This window comes from Halococcus thailandensis JCM 13552, assembly GCF_000336715.1.
GTDB classification, from domain to species: domain Archaea; phylum Halobacteriota; class Halobacteria; order Halobacteriales; family Halococcaceae; genus Halococcus; species Halococcus thailandensis.
Genome location: NZ_AOMF01000182.1, coordinates 1 through 19,835 on the forward strand (window position 1 = coordinate 1; position 19,835 = coordinate 19,835).

Below are 19,835 nucleotides of genomic sequence, written 5' to 3' on the forward strand. Positions count from 1 at the left end.
GGCCCGGAAAGCACGATTAGCGGCTGTTCGTCCTGCTCTTCCCTGAGAGCTACGATTTCTCCTTGGCTGTTCCGCTAAACAGATACCTTTTCCAAACGAGCACAGATCCATGGTACCGATGAAGTGTTACCAAGATACCCTTCTGAAGATCTTCTTGAAGCAGCTTTCGAGGACCTTGATTTGTCTGAACAGCGGTAATACAAACTCGGACAGCGAGAAGTAGACAATCAAACGGACTAGTCGATCTTTTCGAGCAGCGCGGCTTTGACCTCGGGATCATCAAGTTAGTGGACGGCGCGCGTGCTGTACTCGACTTTGCCCTAGCGATCTATACCGAGACGCTTCTTCATCTCCGCTTGACTGATCGTTTCGCCGTGTTCTAGCTCGCCCTCGGTCGCCTCGATGTCGCGGAGCGTCTCGGGGGAGGGCTCAGGTGCGATGGTCGCCCACCATCCGACCGAGCGCGCGCCTGTCTGTTTGCGCTTGACGTGTCCCTCTTCGCGCATCCGTTTGAGGCGATAGTTTGCCGCCTGCCGGGAGACGCCGAGTTCTTCGCCGAGTTCCGCCGCCGTGAGAAACGGTGCGTCCGCCCGGTCGAACGCTTTGAGAATGTCCTGTTCCGTGACCTCGCCGGTGAATCGTCCGCATTCGTCGCGGTCTGTCTCACTCATACTGGAATGAACGCACTACGGGACTTAACCCTTTACCACAAGTCACACCGGTAGGTGACACAGCATCGGAAATATATAGATGGCGACATAAACCAGATGCGAGATACACCCTCTGAACCGGTCAGGCGAGAACTGCCAGAGGTACGGTAGTTCTGAACGGCGGTGCTGACTACAGAGCGCGTATCGATCACTCGAACTCGCCGTTATAGACAGCAGAAAGTGATTTGCCACTACGAGTACACTGAGATTGACCCTGTTTTTGACACATCCTTTGTCGATACTGTATGGATTTCCATGTCGGCAGAGACGATTCCAGAGACAACTGGATACAAATTAGCGTTGACGTACCGGCGACATTCTTCTCTCAGTTCATCGGCAATTGAGTTCTCATCAACTAGGCCGACCGTCAACGAATCAAGAGAAAAGGAGAACTGTTCAGTATATCTCTGCTCTCCTGCATCGAAGTCAACACCGCCCGGCTCAGTGAGACACTCGACGATTAATCCGGTTTCAGGTGTTTCCTCTGAAACGGACATACCTTCTTCATCAATCTCGACGGTAATCCCCGGCAGTAATCGCTCGCCATCTTGGTCAAAGTGACCTCGCCAGTGGCCGATCTGCTGTTGAACTCCGAAATTTCTCCGTTCCGTAAGAACATGGTTCAGATTCTCGCCGAACATGGGCTGCCAAAACGGCTGGACTGGGATATTGCTGAGCTTCGGACCACCTGGATCAGGATGATGAAGAGTCCTGGTTTCGCTATTCAACTCTTCAGACTCACAGAATCCGAAGACAATAGCTGGATCGTGTTCCCTCGGATGGATACGTGAGAGATCTATGAGTGAATCGCTCTCTAAGACAGATTCAGTCACCCGCGGAGGTATCCAGACCAATACGATATAATCACTCGAAACGTCATCTGAGTCAAGGTCGAAAAACGCATCGAGACGAGAGCGGGCTTTCACATCTACCGTCTGCCCGAATAGAGCGAAGTCATAATCGTTGTATTCTCGTTGTCCACGTAGGACTTCTTGCTCGTTGTTCCAGTGCCAAGTCGATACGTCTAACGTGTACTGGCAAAGCTTCTTGAAAGCAATTTCGCCCAAGTTCCCTTTAATTCTGCTTTCCGGGTCATCTCCTGGGTAGTTCTCTGCTTGTTGTTTTGCGATGGCATATTCTCCGCTGTCATTATCGAACTGGTATTGAAACATCCGTTGATAAATCGGTCATATGTCTGGCGGATATATATTAGGTACGTATCCGAGGTACTGCGTTGATGTGATTGAATCAAAATCTCGGAAGAATCGTGCTGAATGTAGCCTCTACACCTCACACGGGCGTTCTGCCAGAAAACCAGTAGGTAGCTCAGTTCCTGCTGCATACAGAGCGCGTCTCTTGCAGCCGTCTGTGCTGAAGATGGCGTTGTGCGATCAGCGGGCAAACCGATTTATCCACGGGTTATTTGCTATTCAATACGAATTGTTGGGCTATGGAGGTTCGGCATCTCGATGGAGTTGACGATGTGCGGGAAGTGGAACGAGTCAACGTCTTAGCGTGGCGTGAAGCCTACGACGAGATACTTCCAGATGCCGTCCTCAACGACCGGAGCTTCGACACTTCTGATGCGGTAGTCGAGGACCGTTTGGCTGAGTTTCGTGACGACCACAACCGGTTTCTCGTCGCCGTCGATGCATCCGATACCGTCCGAGGGTACATCTATCTCCGCTGGGGCGAGGACGCCAAAGAGTTCGTGGATGAGGACGAAGTCGGTCTCAAAGAAATCTACATCGACCCCAACTACTGGGGAAATGGTATCGGTACGACTCTTCTTGAGCACGGTTTCGACCTAGTTCCTGAGCACATCGAGGCGGTGAAACTCGAAATGCTCTCGGGAAACGTGGTCGGCGAACGCTTCTACGAGGCGCGCGGATTCACGCCAATCGCGACAGGCGAGGTCGAAATCAGTGATAGCACGTTCCCGACAATCGTCTATGAGTTGCAACTGTAATATGCTACCGCTGTTTCGAGATTGAGATTGTCCAGTGCAGCTGGTGTCCTCTACTTAGAGATATTGTTCGACGAATGCTCGATGTTCAGCAGCCCGGATTTCGCGGTCATCCAGTGTCGGGTCGATATTGGCGAACAGGGGGAGACAAGCCATCTGATCAAGACGGAACGCGAGCCGGTACACACGAATCCGTTCGCGCGTGGCCGCATCGAAAGTCCACTCGTCGCGTACCGACTCATATCCGTTCCAGAGCGCTCGGCGCAACTCACCAGCGCGACCTGCCGATGCGCTGGCGTCCGTGTTTAAATCTGGTTTCAGTAGCTTCGATTCTGCGATAGCAAGGTTGAACCCGGGTGGAGCGGACATGAGATTCGCCCAGTCAAGAACTGCACGTGTCTCTCCGGTTTCCGAGGCGACAACCAGATTCCAGTATCCGTAGTCCTTGTGGCAGTAGGTCGGTGGTTGTGATGGAGGGAGGTCCGGAATCGTCCCTCGTAGATAATCTCGGATTTCAGGGACGAGGTCGTCGAAGCGGTTCGGATTCTCCGTGAGTTCCGGGAAGTATCCACCCTCGTCCAATAGTTGGTCCAGTGTCTCCTCGTACGATTCGAGCAACCAGTCGTGGAACACGTCATGACTGGGCGTTTCGGGCGTGTCGAGTACCGACACCTTGCCGTCCTTACCCACCAAATCACCTACTTCGTCCAAGGGCCCGAGTGCGTGGAGTCCCGCTAGATTCAGCCCAGCCTCACGGAAGATCGTCTTACGGATATCGAACGAGAGATTTGGTGCATCAGCGGCGCTGATCGTCTCACCGTCGACGTATTCCATTAGGAAGTACGGGGTTGGGTAGGTTTCGTGATCGTCGCAAGTGCCAAATACAACCGGGACAGGAACAGCCGTCTCTCGCTGAAGGAGCGAGAGGACCATTGGTTCGGCCCGAGCTCGGTCCGCCGCCAGCGGGTGAGAACTGGTAATTGCCTTGAGGACGGTTCGTCGGTCGCCTATTGACGTGTTAACACTAAGGACAACCGTAGAATTGACACCCTCCTCCACGCGCTCGACTTTCTCCAAAGTCCAAGAAGATCGTAGATGGCGGACCATCTCAGTCAGCATTTCATCGGAGATCTCGCCGGGCGACTGTTCCTCATCAGCACTCGACATACGTTTCCGCTATGGAGATACACCGGAAAAGCATGGCGCAGCGTGTGTTGAGGACGAGCGGCCTTTCGGTGGGATGGCGTTGACATCCAAGCTGAACGACTGTGTGTACTTCTATCGGGCTGTATCGAACGGATTCTTTTGATGAATACACGCTCTAAGTCTTGCACGCAGATTCCAACAGGTAGCTATTCCGCAACAGTGGAAAGTACGAAGACTTCGGCTAAACCCCATTCCAGAACGTTTCCAACTGCCCACCGAGATCGGTGCGCTCCACCGGCATGTAATCCTCCCGCTCGTACTGGGGAAGATACTCGCGAACATCGTCCCACTGATGGCGCGATGCGTACCGCCGGTCAGCAGCAACGCGTACGCCAACCTCGTCGTGGCCACGGATCACCCGCCCAAGCGCCTGCCGTGCTTTCCGAACTGCTGGGACAGTGAAGGCGTAGTCGAACCCGTTGTGCTGGCCGAATTCGCGTTCGTAGGCGGTCTTGATCGCCTTCGGCACCGGTCCGTTGATGTTCGTGATTGGGACACCGCAAACCACACACGCCGCGAGTCGGTCACCGTCGTAGTCGACACCCTCGGTGAGCGTCCCCCGGAGTGATGTGACCAGCAGTTTGTCGCCGCCAGCGAAGAATTCGTCTTTCAGCTCGTCAGTCACCTCATTAGCCGAGCTCTCGTCGACGAGAACCTCTTTCCGGACACCTCCTGACTGTCGGAGGACATCTGCAATCCACTCACCCTCTGCATACGACGGCATCGCAACGAGGACGTTCCCCGGCGTCGTCTGCGCCACGCTCTGGACGACCTCAGCGTAGTGTTCGCGGAGTGCGTCCTGACTGGGATCGCGCCACCGACCGTCCGTTCCACCACGGTTCTTGTAGGTGAATTTCTCGAGATCGACGGCGAACGAGGCGCGATTCTCATCTGGAAACGGGAGTCCGTAGGTCAGCTCCTGGACCGGTCGCCCCTTCGCTTCGAGCTGATCGAGTCCCACCGAGCGCTGGTAGACATCAAGCGGCTCCAGCGTTGCTGACATCAGGAGGCCACCGGCAAACTGGCCCAACCGACCGGCAATCTCGGTGGCCGGCAGGCAGTTGTGCATCTGGAACTGCGCGGTGTACTCTTTGTTCCACGCGAGGTCCGCCGACGGATCGCGGCTGGCGCGTTGCTGAAGCTCGACCGAACGGAAATACTGCTCGTGACCGCACTCGACCCATCGTCCGAACACGCCCCCGACGGTATCGGAGAACGTTTTCGAGCACTCGAACGTTGAGTGACGGTTGGAGGCTTCGCGGAGCGCTGTTGCGACTGCGGTGCCGATATGGCTTGCATCTCTCAGGATGTTCGTATAGCCGTTGTCCGCGGCCCACTCCGAGAAGCGGTCTGGTTGCGGTGTCGTGGGATTTCGGAGCGGATGCTGTATCTCGTCGGGCAGCTCCGCCATGTTTGTCCGTTCCCAGTTGGAGTCTTCGTCATCGAGCGCGTCAACGGCCTGCTCTTCGAGGAAGAACTTCGCCTCGTGGAGGAACTCGACGAATGAGCGGAGATCATCCTCGCGGACGCCTTCCTCGGCAAGCGTTTGCCGAAGGATGCGGTCGACACCCGGACGATCCTGTTCGAGGACGCGGTTTTCGATCTCGGAGATGGCATTGGAGAGTGTCGAGTGGGTAAGTGTATCCGAAAGCAGGTCGCGCACCCGTGGAATGAGCATGTGGGCTTCATCGCAGACGACCAGCGTCTGGTCGTCGATCAGCTCGCCGGTCATGGCGGCGAGCGTCGTCGGATCGAAGAGATGGTAGTAGTTGCCGATGACGACCTCGGCGTTCTGGAGGCTGTCGCTCATCACAGCGTGGGGACAGAGACCAGCGTTGCTGGCCTGTGCAACGAGATCGTCGGGTGTGAGCATCCCCTCTGGCGTGTAGCCACCGTCGCCCTCGTCGAACGTCTCGGCACGATATTTCGCGTAGAATGGACAGTACGGAGTATCGCTCTGGTCAGTTTCGGGAAACTGCTGAGTGTAGGGGGATGTCCAGTCGTTGGTTGCGACGGGCTGCTGAGCGGTAGTATTGGTACTCGTGTTGTACGAATCGAGACGTGCGTCGTTGGCGAGTTCACGAACTGCACGCTGACCGTCGTCAGCATATCGAGCAGCCCGGCGGACGGGCTCGCGGAGGTCCTCGCACTTCCCGTAGATCGCTCGATCGTCGATGCGGCCTGTGTTGGTGTACGAACACACGTCGGCTTTGCCGACCAGCGTGAGCCCGCTTACCGGCTCGATACCGCTGTCGTTGTCGCTACCGTTGTCGCTATCGTTCTCGCGATTGTCGAGCGCACGGTTGATCGCCCGGAGATCGTCCTCGAATGCTTGGAGCTGCTGCTTGACTGGAGTAACACAAAACAGCCGTTCGTAGGGGGAGTCGGGATCACGAACAAGCTGGATTCCACCACACAGGGCGACGAGTGTCTTCCCGGTCCCACAGGCCCCTTCGAGGGTGGTGTATCCCCGGTCTGAGGCGGTTTCGATGATGTTCTCGATGCCATCGACCTGGGCATTGCGGGGCTGGTCGTAGGGGAAGTATGTCCGCCAGTCTGTCGCGGGGCCGTCGGACGAGAAACCTACGCTGTCTGGCGAACCCTTGCGGAGCCCAGCACGAGCCTCTTTTTCGCTGGTAGGGTTGTCCGTGGTTTCTGTGCCAGCTTCTGCGTCACTCATCGATATCGATTTCGTGCATCTATCTCACTCTGGTTGTCGTTCGGATCCGCAACTCAAAGACGGGAACGTCGGTGACTGGGCGCTGAAACCGGCTGTTGGAAGGCCAAATCGTTCAGTAGAGGGATCGCGGTTCGTGCCAGTCCCGACTACTGCCATCCTGAAGTCGACTGGATTCGCCACTCATGACATCGGTCAGGTCCGGCTGACACCGATCGTAGTTCTCTTCGAGGATTGCATCCGGCTCGTCACGGACTGACTGTTTCCTCTCTACCTTGGACTCGGGAGGAATGTCATCCAGTTCGAGACCCATCTCTTCGGGGGTGGAGGGGAAGTCTTCGGCCGTGATCTCGTCTCTCAGCTCTCCCGGATCGGGATGTTCGCGCTCGGAGTTTTCGTTATTTTCGCTCATGGGCCAAACTCCATTCACAGGTATTTTGCCCTCCCATTTGAACGTTGCTCTGAATCAGTCACATTTCTAACTATCGTGTGGGCGGAGAAACAAACAATCCGAGAGGGCGGGGTGGCAAAGACTGCACTAATGCTAAGGACTACCATGATAAGAGATGTCATTGTAGACAGAGCCATGGAGAGCACAGTCCACGTCGAAAAGACGGAAAGCGTCCCAGACGACGCGGCTGTCTTCCACTACGACGAGCTGAGTGAGGGCTTCAAGGACCAATTCCCGAAACTGATCGGAGATACCTCAGTCGAGGAATCTGTGTGCTCCGCGAGCGTGCTCTCGAATGGGGATTATGTGAAGTTCACTGACTACTACCAAGTTACCTGCCAGTGAGCAGCTGAGTTCTGCCCGGGCTATTCGGCATGCCGAATCAGGGTACTGGCACGTCATCCTGGAATTCGAGGAGTTCCGTGTAGCGATTCCGGATGGTGACCTGAGAGATATCCGCCACTTCGCCAACTGCAACCTGCGTGACCTTCTCGTTACAGAGGAGCGACCCAGCGTAGACCGCAGCGGCGGCCAGCCCGACTGGATTCTTCCCGCTCAGATAGCTCGGTTCATCCTCGCTGACTGTTTCGAGCAGTTCACGGCTTCGGTGTTCGACCTCGTCGGAGAGATCCAGATCAGACACGAACCGCGGGAGGTACTCCAGTGGGTCTGCTGGAGGCAAGTTGATATCCAGCTCACGAGTGACATATCGATACGTTCGCGTGATCGAAAGTTTTTCGACCCGCGATACTTCGGCGAGAGTGTCGAGTGATCGTGGTATATTCGCTTGCCGGGAGGCGATGTGAATAGCGGCAGTAGCGACTCCTTCGATGGAACGACCCGGGAGCAGGCCGTCTTCGATTGCGCGACGGTAGATCACACCTGCGGTCTCGCGAACAGATTGTGGCAGCCCCAGCGCACTCGCCATCCGCTCGATTTCAGCGAATGCTTGCTTGAGGTTGCGCTCTTTGGGATTACGTGTACGAGAGCGCTCATCCCACGTTCGGAGGCGCTGCATCCGCTGGCGCTTTTCCGGACTCAGAGCGTTGCCGTAGGCGTCTTTGTTTTGCCAGCTGATGGTGGTCGAGAGCCCTTTGTCGTGCATCAGATTGGTCGTGGGCGCACCGACACGAGACTTCTGGTCGCGCTCTTTCTGCGTATGGGCTCGCCATTCGGGTCCGTGATCGATTTCATCTTCGTCGACGACGAGGCCACATCCGGTACAGGCTCGTTCGCCGTGTTCGGAATCGTGGTTGAGCTGGCCTCCACATTCTGGACATGTATCAGTGGCCTGTTCGACCTCATCTGTCTCGCGTTCGACGCGTTCACGTTCTGTCTGTGTGGTTTCGACCATTGTAGGATTGTGTTCGTGTGGTTCGGAATTGCTATAATTCATTGTACGGCGTAACGACTACAAAAACCCATTGAGAGGGACAAACACGATTAGGAATATTGTGGCACGGGAATGCTCAGCGATCCCGTCACTGGGTTTGTTCGTACAGATCGAGGAGTTCCTGGTAGCGATTCCGGATAGTGACTTTGGAGACACTGGCGGCCTCACTGACGGCTTTCTGCGTGATCTTTTCGTTACAGAGGAGAGAGCCAGCGTAGACCGCAGCGGCGGCTAGCCCGACTGGATTCTTCCCGCTGATTTCTTCTGCTGCAATGGCTGTCTCAAGCAGCTCACGACTCTGTTGTTCGATTTCGGTGGACAGATCGAGCATCGAACACAGGCGAGGAAGGTGATTCGTTGGATCTGGTGGCTCGATTTCGAGGCCAAGCTCGCGATTGATGTGACGATACGTGCGTCCGATCGACTGTTTGTCGATACGGGCAACTCCAACGATCCCATCGAGTGAGCGCGCTGAGCTGGACTGTCGCGTTGCAGCGTAGAGTGCTGCCGCAGAGACGCTTTCGACCGACCGACCGATGAGCAGATTCTCACTGATAACTCGTCGATAGACTACGCTTGCCGTTTCGCGTATCGATGTCGGGAGGCCGAGCGCACTCGCCATCCGATCGATTTCACCGAGACCGTGCCGAAGGTTGCGCTCTTGGGTGCCGTCAGTCTGCGAACGACTGTGCCACGTTCGGAGGCGCTGCATCTTCCGGCGTTGGCGGCTGGAGAGTGGCTTTCCACGCGCGTCTTTGTCACGCCAGTCGATCTCCGTCGAGAGTCCCTTGTCGTGCATTGTTGGCGTGATTGGTGCACCGACACGGGATCGCTCTTGTTGTTCTTCAGCCGAGTGGGCGGTCCACTCGGCACCGCGGTCGATTTCATCCTCGTCGACGACGAGGCCACATTCAGTACAGGCCCGTTCACCGTGTTGGGGATCGTGTTCGAGTCGACCACTACACTCCGGGCACGTATCGTAGTCGCGTTCGCGATTGGGTTCGGATTCGGCGCTGTATTCACGACCACGCTCAGAGGCAGTGGAAGTCTGCTCACATCCGTTGGATTGGTCGCCCTGGACAGACTGGTCAACTCGGTCGGATTGATTCGGAACCATGAAAATCACGAAAAGGGCGGCCAGAGCACGCGAAGTGCCTCCTGGTGGTAGTGCCCTCTCACTGCTCAAGGAGGAGAAAAACAGTCGGGAGGCACCCGACACCCCGTCTTCGAAGTGTATTCGTGGAGGGGTGAATCAGTCGAAGCGACAGTATCTGTCTCTCACCCCTCAGTAGTAGCGACTGCTCAACCTGCCGAACTCAAAACGCGTCAACGAGCGAAATCGCAAGTCCGTCGAAGCGCTGGACCCACTCCATGTTGACAGTCATCGCAGTCGGTTTAAAGGAGACCTGTTCGGTAAGTAGTTCGAAGAATTGTCGCTCTGGGACGGTTTCGTGACCACGCTGGGCTGTCCAAACAACGTACGCGTGGTAGAGATCGGTTTTCAGAATGCTGCCGTCCTCGTCTTCGATGACGAAATACTCGACGAACGTTGTTGCAGCATCGATTCCAGAGCTATCTGCACTTGTCGACATGTTGTGGGTACGCTTGGGGGTTTTGTAGTGTTTCCGGCGATTGGAAGAGAGATTGAATATATTAAAATAAAAATCGAAAATATCTAAAAGACAAGATGATATTTCAGCCGATCAAGATTTCATGACGGAGGAGAGAAAAGCTCCCCCGTGGGCCGGTCAGCGAAGGGATGAGAGCGGTGGCGGAAGACGGGAGACTCGTCCCAGATTGTCGCCGAAGGGAGGCGGAGGGGAGAACGACACTCCGGAACGAGCCACTCCTCCAGCTGGAGAAAAACTTCGTCAGCGACAGCCGATTCCCTCAATCTCAGGAGGATTGGAACCGAATTCGAAGGGCTAGCGGTATTCCCTTGATTCCATTCTTGCAGAGAATATGAGATAGATATCAAAGCAATCGCCGATCAGAACGCTATACCGGGCGAAAATCGTGTCGCCAGTGGTTGTATCCGAAACAGTAGTGCCACTCCGCTCAACAGTAGGCCAAGAATCAGGAATCCAAGGTTCCACTTTTTGTTGCTTGCGTAGCACCAACCAAACCGAACAATACGCTTGCTTATCGGCCAGTAAGGGGTGATTACCACGCCGTATCGTTTACTCCCAACAGTAATCACATCTCCAAGAATGTGTGAAATGATACCAAGGAAAGCTCCGATACCGACTAACATCGAGAATTGCTCTTGCGAAGGCACGAGATCGGCAGAGAGAAATCTCACGAGGTCAGTCCAGAATAGATCTGTCGCATACGAAGTTCCATACAGCATGATTGCTCCACAGAGTACTGCAAACAAGAGTGTATGCGTGACGCCGCGGTGGTTGATCCCCGGGAGGAAATCGAGTTTCTGATCCTTGTCGGGAATTCTAGTGAAGACAACCATCGTTCCAGCAACAACAATTCCGAGAGGAAGTTCCAAGAACAGGATGATCGGGGCTGCAAGAATGAGCGTAATCCCCAGATGGCCGGAGCGATGCATGATATATTGGATAGCAGTACGCTCCTTTATGTTTTCTTGGTTTGAGTGATCGTTGATCACTTTAGGATGAAATGAATGGCCGTCTGCGACACACTTCGCTATCGATATGAAATTAACCTACGATCTCGACGCTAGCGGAGGAATTCAACCGCGATCCAGACAGCTCCAAAAATGATGAAAAGAATACCAATTCCGAATGCGACCGGTGCAACAAAGGCGGTCAGCGCTCCTATGCTGCCCCCGCCTCCACTCACCAGGGGTGGATACAGAGTCGATATCAGAAATTGGGGCAGAACTGACGGGAAGAACTGCCCAAAAGGGGCGACGGGAATCCATTGTCTCCACACTCCGACGATACCTGGGTCCATTGCGACACCCACCTCCCAAAGCAGCGGGCTGGTCACGGCCAAGAGAATCCCGAACAGAATCTGTCGAAACCCCTCCAAATCTGGCCCGGGTGTCGGTTTGAGGTCTTGTGGGATTTCTTCAGTCATCTTCGCTGGCCGAGTGCTTCGGCATACCAGAAAGTGACGGGATTATGTCTTCCACTCTCGTGGTTGTCCTGCCTGCTTTGTCTGGTTGTCTCTCTGTTCCAGCGGTCCTGATTTGGAGCAGTGGACATGCTGATTCCAGTATTTGTGTAGATTGATGTGGGATATAGTATTGATGGCTGTGGATCAGGTATGTACGGCCCTGTCTGGATCGGTAGCTGACTTCTCAGGTACGGTTCTGCATCCCGTCGTCGCGACAGCCCGACTCGCTCTTGCCTTATGTAACAGATGGAAACGTACCCCGGTCGATCCGTTACATAAGACAAGGCTATACTGCTGCTGGCTGCTCTACGTCATTGCTGATCGTTCTGTAGTGGTAGCGGCGGCGCGTGCGTGACTGCGCCTTGGCGCAGTCCGCGCGCGAGGGACGACCGAGGAGGCGCACAACGTGCGCCCCGCAGGGAGGAGGTTGGGGAGGACGCGCGCCGAAGGCGCGCGAGTGGCCGAACACCAAAAAAAAAGAGGATCGATAAGTGCCTGACCGTCACTTCGTCACCGCGACCACGCCGTTCAGCTGCTCGATCTCGGTTTCCGAGGTGAGCTTGACCGAGTACCGCCCTTCGTATTCGTCAGTCACGACGCTTTCGAACCGATACGTTTCACCTTCTTCGAGGTCGGGCAGGTCCGAATTGACCCACGAGGGCGGTGGCGCAGAAGTCCTCACAAGGAATGCGGTAGGATGGACTTGATATGTCTACGACCAAGTCCGTCCTACCGGATAACGCGACGGTCGAACAGGTTTTCAAAGCATTGGAGACCGAGACAGCAGCACTTTTCGAACATCTTGACTTCTCGTTTCTCGTTGACTATCCCGTGTTCGCCCCCGATCCNTCTACCACGATATCTACGGACCGCGTCCAATGGCCCAAGAACTCCACAACGAGGACGTCTGGCGACAGTGTGGATTCACGCGTCCGCCGTCCCGGCGGACGCTTGAGCGGTTCACCACTGATTTCGACCTCGTTGCTGAGGACGTGTTCATCACGCTGGTTCATGAGCTTGCCGAGCAGGTGCCGCTCGGCAAGCTCTATCGGATCGATGGCACCGACATCCCCGTCGATCAGCAGGATGATGAGGCTGAGTGGAACTACGATCATGCTGAAGATGACTTCTACTACGGGTACGGCTGNGGCACCGACATCCCCGTCGATCAGCAGGATGATGAGGCTGAGTGGAACTACGATCATGCTGAAGATGACTTCTACTACGGGTACGGCTGTTGTCTGGTAACCGCTGCAGACAATATTCCGGTTGCAGCCACGTTCACACCCGCGAAGAAGGCCGATCAGGAGACGGCGATGCGCGTCACCAGTGACGCGCTCGCCGTCAAGAAACCAATCTGGATGCTGGGTGATGCCGAATTCGATATGCTCGATTGGCACGACCGCCTGCTGGAGCAGGGGGTCGTGCCGGTTGTCCCGTATAACCAACGCAACGCCGCTGATCCGCTCGATATCGAATATCGTGTTGAGGATACGATTGCAGTCACAGAAGAGCGGCTAGATGAGGCCTATCGGAAGCGGTCACGGATCGAGACAGCGATTGGTGTCTGTAAGGATCTCGGCCTCGGGACCCCGCGGGTCCGAGGCCGNATCGGAAGCGGTCACGGATCGAGACAGCGATTGGTGTCTGTAAGGATCTCGGCCTCGGGACCCCGCGGGTCCGAGGCCGAGTCAGAGTCAAATCCCACGTCTTCTTGGCGTTGTGTCTTCGGCTCGCGGTTGCACTCACAAATCACGAACGAGACAACGACATCGCCAGTCCAACCATCACCCTATGAGAACCATTCTGCGCCACCGCCCCACGAGATGAACTTGATCGACCCGGAACGGCTTGAGAGCAGCCCGGCTTGGGCGATACTGTCGGTGGACGGCTCCCACAACTGATCGACCTCAGCCTTGACATCGATCCAGTTGTCGGCCGAATTGATCGACCCCAGCGCCACGGCCGTATCGCCGCCAGCAGCGAGCTGTTCGCGCTCGGCAGCCGGGCCGGTGATCTCCGCGATCTCGGTTTCCGAGTTGAGCTTGACTGTGTAGTTGCCGTCGAACTCACCGGAAACAACACTCTCCAGTGCGTACGACTGGCCCTCTTCGAGTGCATCGAGATCCGACGACGCCCACGTAACGAATCGAATGTAGCCTGATGAATCGCCAAGCAGACCGCCCTGTGCGATTGCATCCACTGAACCGTAGTCCCACAGTTCGAGGATCTTGACTTCCATGTCGAGCCACCGGCCAGTGCTGTTGATCGCCGCGCACCCGGTCGGGTAGTCGACACCGCTACCGCCGCTTTCCGTGTTGTTCTGAGTCTGTGCCTCGCCGGCCATCTGCTTGGATTCCGTGGACATTGTTCGAGTCTCCGATTGGGCCGATGATCGCTTTTCTCTCGACCCTGCACCCCTTCTGGGGTGGATAAAATGCTGAGGCGGTCGGGGATCGCGGTTCGCGGTTCGGCAGTTGCAGTTTGTGGCTTGTGGCCTGCAATCCACTTCCGCTCGTCCGTGCTGTGTAGCCGATCACGTTCGGGAACGGCTGCAAAGGCTGCTGATTCGCCTTATGTAACGAAAGGGTCTATCCACACCGTTTCGTTACATAAGACCAGCTGATACCGCTGCTCCGCCACACCGCCGCTTCCGCAGGTTCCGCCGCCAACCGCACCGTTGCTTCCCGCACTGCGCTTTGCTACCGCGACCATCGCACCGAGGCAGCCTCGATTTCGACTTCGAGGTAGCTGCACTGCGGTTCGAGACGACTCCGGTGGACTTCGGTCTCGATCTCGATATCAGTGAGTCGGCCATGCTCTTCCCAGAGCGCGTTCAGTCCACGCTCGATCCCGGTCCGTAGCCGTGCTTGGGTTTGTTCCTCGCTCAGGTAGCTCGGGATGTTTTCGGCGAAGCGGTCGTGCCACTCAACCTGTTCGACGGTTTCAGCGCGGGTGGGCAACTCACAGTTGCTTTCAGGCATTGGCTGTCATCTCGGTAGCTTCTGGTTGGTGTGCGTCGATCGAGTCACCGAACCGATCGGGACCCGCGGCCGCAACCCGGCCAACGTCGTCGACGCGACCCGGGGCGTGGCGCTCGGCGAGTCGTTCGGCGTGGCCACAGTGGCGCTCGAAACCTTCGAAGTTGCCGTTGGTAGCGTGCTCGTGCGCTTGCTCGAGATTCGCGGTGATAGCTCGATGAACGAGCGTTGCGTGGACCTGCTTGAGCGTCCGGAACGGATGCCGGAGACAGTTCATCAGCATCTCACCCCTCTGGGGCAGACAAATTGCTGGCGAACGTATCCGGAAAGCAGACTACCGACAGCTCAGCGAATCCGTGTGTCGATCAGAGTGGGCCTCCAACAGACGCTCGATATCATCCAACCGATCGGGAGCGTACCAGCGAGCGAGCCGCCCCGCGTACTCACAATGGCGCTCGAACCCTTCTCGATCGCCATTCGCAACGTCTTCGCGTGCCCGCTCAAGGTGGCTGGTGATCACCACATCCGTCGCCGTTTCACGCACGATTCGAAGCGATTGAAGCGGCTGTCGCAAGCATCTCGTGTTTGCCTTGCTGAGTTGTGCCGAGACGAGGTCGGCCGCTGCAACAGCGCGTTGTACCCAGTTCATCTGTCTTCTCGGTCCTCCAGAGCGAACAAACTGCTGGTGGATGTCACAGAAACTGGACTCAGAAATCGAATTCAGGATCCGTTCGCGAACGTATCGATTTTCTCATCGAGCGATCCCACCTGGAAGTCGAAATATGAATGTTGTTCCGGAGCGGTGGCGCGCGCTGAATGCCGGCGCAAGCCGGCAGAACGCGCGAGGGACGACCGAGGAGGCGCACGTCAGTGCGCCCCCGCAGGGAGGAGGCTGGGGAGGACGCGCGCCTTCGGCGCGCGGGAGGCTACAGAGCAAAAAAAGCCGACTGTCGGCGAGTGCCGCTATTCTGAGTCGTCGTCTGAGTGAGTCTGGTGCTGTTGGTTCTCGTTGCTGCTTTGGAACCGCTGGATCCACTGTTGGATCATCTCACTGGGAGATCCCCACGTCGCGCCCCACTCTCTGACCGAGAGCTTTGATTCGTGTTCCGTGCTATCGCTCATGTGTGGCTGTAGTTTCTCCATTGTCTAAAGTGCTACTGCGGACAGCGATGCGATGACTCCAACGAACAGTGTTCCGTCGCTGACCAGCAGAAGGAACGAACATCGGTTGAGTTGGCTGGTGTTGATCGCGACCGCGGCTTCCAGTTGTGCAAGGAACGTGCGTTCCCAGACATCCTCTTCGCGAACGAGCTCTCTGAGTCCTTCGGAACCGGGACCCAGAATCGGACTGGACATCCCAAACGATGCGAGTGCTGTCCCGAAGGAGACGACCAGGAGGCAGATGCCGGCGTACCCCAGTGGCTCCATCACTGCGATATCGAACGCTTTGGCAGCCGTGATGATGGAACCGACGACGATGGTTGTGAGGCGGGCTGTTCGGAGTGCCTTGTCGTCGAGGTTGTTCTGGCGCTGCTGTTGGGCATTGAGCACGGCGCGTGCCTCGCGATACGCGACGGAGTAGCGTGGTTGCGACCATACTGCTCCGTCGTTTCCTGACCGGTCTGATGCGCTCATCGTGTGCGATCACGTCCATCCCTTTTCGGGAAGAAAAACTGCTGACGGGATCGAATAGTGGAGCTACCAGCTTTCGAACCACTCCCAGAGGCGTTCGACAAGCCCGCCCCGGCCCGGAGGTGTTGCGGAGACAGGAATCCCACGTGGATCAGGAAGCGTTGAGGGTTCGGCGGCGAATGCGGAGGTGAATTCGTCGACGAACAGCACCACGAGCGCATCCTGGTGCAGATCGTCGCCGGGAGGGGCTTCGGCGATTCCGTTTTCAGTCAGGCGATCGGCGACGGTCGTCGCGATCAACTCCGGAACGACACCGGGGGAAGCGAATTCGGCTTCGAACATCGCGACGACGTCGTCAGGTGAACTGCAGAAGTAGTGCTGTTCGGCCTGCACCAAGAGGTAGCTGTGGAGTGCGTTGGCATCGAACGGGACGGCGTCGTTGGCGTGGAATGTGAACGTTGTCTTGACGGGGTTCTGGCGACCGGCGTCGAGTTTCGTCTTCGTTTCCTCTTCTGTCTCGCTTGGAGTGTCGGTATCCATCTCGACCATCTCACCCCTCTATGGGAAGACAAATTCTTCGGCGCTCACTTCAACGGGGTGGTCCAACGCGCTCACTCCATCGCCTTATGTAATTCACGAGCCTTCTACCGAAGACGGAATGTTACATAAGGTACGTCAGACGACCGCCCGGCGCGGCGTCTCGGTGCTCGGCGAGTCTTCCAGTTCGTAGTAGTCTTTCATCGTCTGCTGGCGCTCTTCGTATGCTTCCTGGAAGAATCGGCCCCGATCGATAACGTCGACGACCCGTGCTCCTCGACCACTGCTCGGCCGCAGCACCCGCCCGATCGTCTGGATCGTCTCGATATCTGAACGCTGGCCGTGCGCGAGGATCACGGCATCGAGACTCGGAATATCGACGCCTTCCTTCAGGATGGTCGAGATCACGATTTCCTGTTCACCACGCTCGAGATCGTCAAGAATCGAGTCGCGTTTTGCGTCCGGCGTTTCACCCGTGAGCATCACAGCGTCGGTATTGCTAATCTGCGCGAGCTTCTGGAAGGACTGGCGAAGCTGGCGTTTGCGGTCAGAGTTGTCGATGCCGGCCACGATATCGTCCACACTGACCGTTCCGTCGAGCATGCTGGCGATCAGTCGACCGTGCCCTTTGCGACTCACGTTCACGAGGACCTGATGCCCGTCGTCTGCGAGTTTGTGTGTCTTGCTCGCGATGGCGGTGAGCCGTGCTGGATCGCACTCGATCACTCGCGTTTTTGCGTTCTGGTAGGATTCGTTCACGCTCGCGTGGCGAGGCTGGCCGTAGTCCATTGGATCGATGACCTCGAAGGTGGGGTTCGCGAGATACCCTTCTTGGATCATGCGCTGTGGTGAGACCTCGTGAGCGATCGGGCCAACTGCGGCTTCGATCTTCAGCGTCTCGCCGTCGACGCGCCGCCACGGAGTCGCGCTGAGGCCAACTCGGTAGAAGGCGTCGATATCCGTCCCGATCTCGTGCATCTGCTCGGCGGCACTCGTCCGGTGACACTCGTCGAAAACCACGATGCCGTAGTCTCCATCGAGCGCCGAGGGAGCCCCGTTACCGCCCTGTTTCATGACCGTCTGGAGTGTGGCGACCGTTACTGGCCCCTGCGTGAACTGCCTGTCACCGATGACCCCCGGCTCGACACCGAGCGTGGCTTCGATGCGCTCGGCCCACTGGTGAAGGAGTTCCCGACTGTGGACGAGCACGAGCGCGCGGCTCTCCAGCGCATGGATGAATCGGAGTCCGACGACGGTTTTGCCGGTCCCGGTCGGGAGTGCGACGACCCCACCATCGTCGTCGAGCATCGCCTGGATGGCTTCGCGCTGGTACGGCCGCAGATCGTGATCGAATGTCCACTCCGTTGCGATCTCCCGGCCCGTATTTGGAGCCTCTCGCTCGACGGAGACGCTGTAGCCCTCTGATTCGAGTAGTGCTCGCGCTCGATCGAGTAGGCCGACCGGGGCACGTCGGAAGCGCGTCTCGAAGAGATGTTCTTTCCCATCCCACTCACCGTTCTGGTAGGCGGTGACGTATTCAGCGTCCTCGACACGATACGAGAACGCCGCGTCAAGCAGTGAGACAACGCGGTCGGATTGGCTTTCGACGCGGAAGTGACTCGACCCTTCGGGGACGATCAGCCGCACCGTTGAGTTGTCACTGGGCGCACCACCCGGCCAGTAGTCGTCGGGAACAGCGGTTCCGAGTTCGGTTTCGAAGGCCTTGAGGGCATCTTTGGTATGGTCGATCGTCCAGCAGCGGTAGTCTGCAACCGCATCGGTGTCGTCAGGATCGTTGTAGGCCCGGTGGGTGTTCGACCAACTGAGGCGTTTCAGCGCATCGACGATGGCAGCGTCGTAGTCAAACTGGACGGCGAGCTTCGGTCCGTATGGCGATTCGACACGGTCGTAACTGAACTGTTGAGTGCTCATGGATGGTTTTCGTGAGCTACTGTTTCCGGCTCCTGCACCCCTCTAGAGGAAAGAAACTACACGCAGTCAGTCGTCAACCTGACAGTTGGGACAACGAGGCCCGTAGTACGATTGCGCACTGAGATTGAACTGGCGGCCGCATTCACTGCACTCGACGAGATCGAAGTTGGCCTCGAACTCGTCCTGGCTCGTTGTGTGCGTTCGTTGCGTGGCGTGCTGACTGTCGTCGCTCGTATCGGTCATATCTTCTAACACCTCACCCCTTCTGAGGGAAACAAATCGGTGGCGGACACGTCGATCTTCTATCCTCTTGTACCTGAAAGACAGCGGCCGGAGCGGTGGCGCGTGATGAATGCGCGCCTTCGGCGCGCAGAACGCGCGAGGGACGACCGGAGTGGCGCACTCTCTGAGTGCGCCGCGAAGGGAGGAGGCTGGGGAGGACGCGCGCCGAAGGCGCGCGGGTGGCCGAAGGAGCAGAAAAAAGCCGCGAGAGCTGTTACTGCTCTTCGACGACCCCGAGGTAGGTGCCGCACTTGCAGTCCCGGTGCAGATAGTCCCCATCGTGCCATTCGCGCGTGAGTGCTGGCGGGTGATCGCAGTAGCCTTGGACGATGTCGCCGATCTCGGCGAACCCATTCGAGAGGAGCACTTCGTCCATAGGCTTGTCGCTGCGCGCACGAGCCCGAAGTCGGTACTTGATTGAGTAGTGACGCACGTGTCGTCGGATGAAATCGGTGATGGCGTACATTGGTGTGGAACTTAGAGCGGGTAGCCGCATTCGCCGCACTGGGCAAGCACCGCGACCGTGTTGGTGGGATCAGCGTGATCGACGCGCTGCTCGTAGACGACCGGTTCGCCTGTATGCCCGCAGTTGGAGCACGTTTCTTCGTCTGCACTTTCGTCGGAACGGCTGTAGGAACTCATCTCTTCGAACACCTCACCCCTTCTGGGGGAAACAAATCGGCGGCGGACACGTCGGTCTTCCATTCTCTTGTACCTGAGAGACAGCGGCCGGAGCGGTGGCGCGTGCGTTGACTGCGCCAAGGCGCAGTCCGCGCGCGAGGGACTCGCTCGGGCGGTGCAGAGAGAGCGAGTCGGTTGGGGAGGACGCGCGCCGAAGGCGCGCGGGTGGCCGAACACTAAAAAAAGATGATCTCTACTGAGCCCGTCTAAGAATTCCGCCCCCATCAGTCCCCTGACGACGGCTGAAGATACTGCTGCACGATTCGACAGACCGATTCATCCGTCGACAAAAAA

23 protein-coding genes and 2 pseudogenes are annotated in these 19,835 nt (G+C 57.1%); 3 read left to right on the forward strand and 22 right to left on the reverse strand.

The window, feature by feature from the left end:
* Positions 1–320: 320 nt before the first annotated feature.
* Complete coding sequence (locus C451_RS19300; RefSeq protein WP_007743318.1) at positions 321–671, reverse strand: MarR family transcriptional regulator; 351 nt, start codon at positions 669–671, stop codon at positions 321–323.
* A 230-nt stretch (positions 672–901) separates the two neighbouring features.
* Positions 902–1,882, reverse strand: a complete 981-nt coding sequence (locus C451_RS19305; protein ID WP_007743319.1) for a hypothetical protein — start codon at positions 1,880–1,882, stop codon at positions 902–904.
* Between the two features lie 278 nt (positions 1,883–2,160).
* Between C451_RS19305 and C451_RS19310 the strand changes: the two genes are divergently transcribed.
* Entirely contained in the window at positions 2,161–2,679 is a 519-nt protein-coding gene (locus C451_RS19310; protein ID WP_007743320.1) for a GNAT family N-acetyltransferase, read from the forward strand.
* A gap of 54 nt (positions 2,680–2,733) precedes the next feature.
* On the opposite strand, the gene C451_RS19315 is transcribed toward C451_RS19310, so the two are convergent.
* From C451_RS19315 to C451_RS19325, 3 genes are all read right to left on the reverse strand, one after another.
* The gene (locus tag C451_RS19315) at positions 2,734–3,843 is read right to left on the reverse strand and encodes a phosphotransferase family protein (protein WP_007743321.1); all 1,110 of its coding nucleotides are present in this window, start codon (positions 3,841–3,843) and stop codon (positions 2,734–2,736) included.
* A gap of 220 nt (positions 3,844–4,063) precedes the next feature.
* Complete coding sequence (locus tag C451_RS19320; protein ID WP_007743322.1) at positions 4,064–6,562, reverse strand: ATP-dependent DNA helicase; 2,499 nt, start codon at positions 6,560–6,562, stop codon at positions 4,064–4,066.
* A 112-nt stretch (positions 6,563–6,674) separates the two neighbouring features.
* Positions 6,675–6,971 carry a hypothetical protein gene (locus tag C451_RS19325; RefSeq protein WP_007743327.1) on the reverse strand — a complete coding sequence of 99 codons (297 nt, stop codon included), beginning with the start codon at positions 6,969–6,971 and terminating at the stop codon, positions 6,675–6,677.
* A gap of 111 nt (positions 6,972–7,082) precedes the next feature.
* Between C451_RS19325 and C451_RS19330 the strand changes: the two genes are divergently transcribed.
* Positions 7,083–7,355 (forward strand): hypothetical protein, encoded by a 273-nt coding sequence (locus C451_RS19330; RefSeq protein WP_241431263.1) that lies wholly within the window; start codon positions 7,083–7,085, stop codon positions 7,353–7,355.
* Positions 7,356–7,392: 37 nt separating this feature from the next.
* On the opposite strand, the gene C451_RS19335 is transcribed toward C451_RS19330, so the two are convergent.
* The 6 genes and pseudogenes from C451_RS19335 to C451_RS19360 form a co-directional block, all read right to left on the reverse strand.
* Positions 7,393–8,364 (reverse strand): transcription initiation factor IIB, encoded by a 972-nt coding sequence (locus C451_RS19335; protein WP_007743330.1) that lies wholly within the window; start codon positions 8,362–8,364, stop codon positions 7,393–7,395.
* Positions 8,365–8,491: 127 nt separating this feature from the next.
* Entirely contained in the window at positions 8,492–9,520 is a 1,029-nt protein-coding gene (locus tag C451_RS19340; protein WP_049913256.1) for a transcription initiation factor IIB, read from the reverse strand.
* Between the two features lie 199 nt (positions 9,521–9,719).
* Complete coding sequence (locus C451_RS19345; RefSeq protein ID WP_007743340.1) at positions 9,720–9,995, reverse strand: primase-like DNA-binding domain-containing protein; 276 nt, start codon at positions 9,993–9,995, stop codon at positions 9,720–9,722.
* A gap of 398 nt (positions 9,996–10,393) precedes the next feature.
* A complete protein-coding gene (locus tag C451_RS19350) occupies positions 10,394–10,963 on the reverse strand; it encodes a metal-dependent hydrolase (protein WP_049913260.1) in 570 nt (189 codons plus the stop codon).
* A gap of 131 nt (positions 10,964–11,094) precedes the next feature.
* Entirely contained in the window at positions 11,095–11,457 is a 363-nt protein-coding gene (locus C451_RS19355; protein WP_007743344.1) for a hypothetical protein, read from the reverse strand.
* Positions 11,458–12,025: 568 nt separating this feature from the next.
* A pseudogene (locus C451_RS19360) lies at positions 12,026–12,151 on the reverse strand (replication factor A); the annotation flags it as partial.
* A gap of 53 nt (positions 12,152–12,204) precedes the next feature.
* Here C451_RS19360 and C451_RS21235 point away from each other — a divergent pair.
* Positions 12,205–13,294: pseudogene (locus tag C451_RS21235) on the forward strand (transposase).
* Here C451_RS21235 and C451_RS19370 read toward each other — a convergent pair.
* From C451_RS19370 to C451_RS22705, 11 genes are all read right to left on the reverse strand, one after another.
* The gene (locus tag C451_RS19370) at positions 13,289–13,864 is read right to left on the reverse strand and encodes a hypothetical protein (protein WP_007743348.1); all 576 of its coding nucleotides are present in this window, start codon (positions 13,862–13,864) and stop codon (positions 13,289–13,291) included. The pseudogene C451_RS21235 and the gene C451_RS19370 overlap by 6 nt on opposite strands.
* A gap of 334 nt (positions 13,865–14,198) precedes the next feature.
* Positions 14,199–14,480 (reverse strand): hypothetical protein, encoded by a 282-nt coding sequence (locus C451_RS19375; protein WP_007743349.1) that lies wholly within the window; start codon positions 14,478–14,480, stop codon positions 14,199–14,201.
* The gene (locus C451_RS19380; protein WP_241431264.1) at positions 14,473–14,754 is read right to left on the reverse strand and encodes a hypothetical protein; all 282 of its coding nucleotides are present in this window, start codon (positions 14,752–14,754) and stop codon (positions 14,473–14,475) included. The genes C451_RS19375 and C451_RS19380 overlap by 8 nt, the downstream gene beginning before the upstream one ends.
* Positions 14,755–14,811: 57 nt before the next feature.
* Positions 14,812–15,126, reverse strand: coding sequence for a hypothetical protein (locus C451_RS22215; RefSeq protein WP_152420512.1), 315 nt, complete (start codon positions 15,124–15,126; stop codon positions 14,812–14,814).
* A gap of 314 nt (positions 15,127–15,440) precedes the next feature.
* Complete coding sequence (locus tag C451_RS22690) at positions 15,441–15,599, reverse strand: hypothetical protein (RefSeq protein ID WP_161605871.1); 159 nt, start codon at positions 15,597–15,599, stop codon at positions 15,441–15,443.
* Positions 15,600–15,623: 24 nt separating this feature from the next.
* A complete protein-coding gene (locus tag C451_RS19390) occupies positions 15,624–16,112 on the reverse strand; it encodes a hypothetical protein (protein WP_007743352.1) in 489 nt (162 codons plus the stop codon).
* Between the two features lie 63 nt (positions 16,113–16,175).
* Positions 16,176–16,658 carry a hypothetical protein gene (locus C451_RS19395; RefSeq protein WP_007743353.1) on the reverse strand — a complete coding sequence of 161 codons (483 nt, stop codon included), beginning with the start codon at positions 16,656–16,658 and terminating at the stop codon, positions 16,176–16,178.
* A gap of 126 nt (positions 16,659–16,784) precedes the next feature.
* Positions 16,785–18,578, reverse strand: a complete 1,794-nt coding sequence (locus C451_RS19400) for a DEAD/DEAH box helicase (RefSeq protein WP_007743354.1) — start codon at positions 18,576–18,578, stop codon at positions 16,785–16,787.
* A gap of 66 nt (positions 18,579–18,644) precedes the next feature.
* On the reverse strand, positions 18,645–18,821 hold the full coding sequence (locus C451_RS22695) for a hypothetical protein (protein WP_161605872.1): 177 nt from the start codon (positions 18,819–18,821) through the stop codon (positions 18,645–18,647).
* Between the two features lie 253 nt (positions 18,822–19,074).
* A complete protein-coding gene (locus C451_RS22700) occupies positions 19,075–19,236 on the reverse strand; it encodes a hypothetical protein (protein ID WP_161605873.1) in 162 nt (53 codons plus the stop codon).
* A gap of 101 nt (positions 19,237–19,337) precedes the next feature.
* Positions 19,338–19,502: a hypothetical protein gene (locus C451_RS22705; RefSeq protein ID WP_161605874.1), complete on the reverse strand. Its 165-nt coding sequence runs from the start codon at positions 19,500–19,502 to the stop codon at positions 19,338–19,340.
* Positions 19,503–19,835 lie beyond the last annotated feature (333 nt).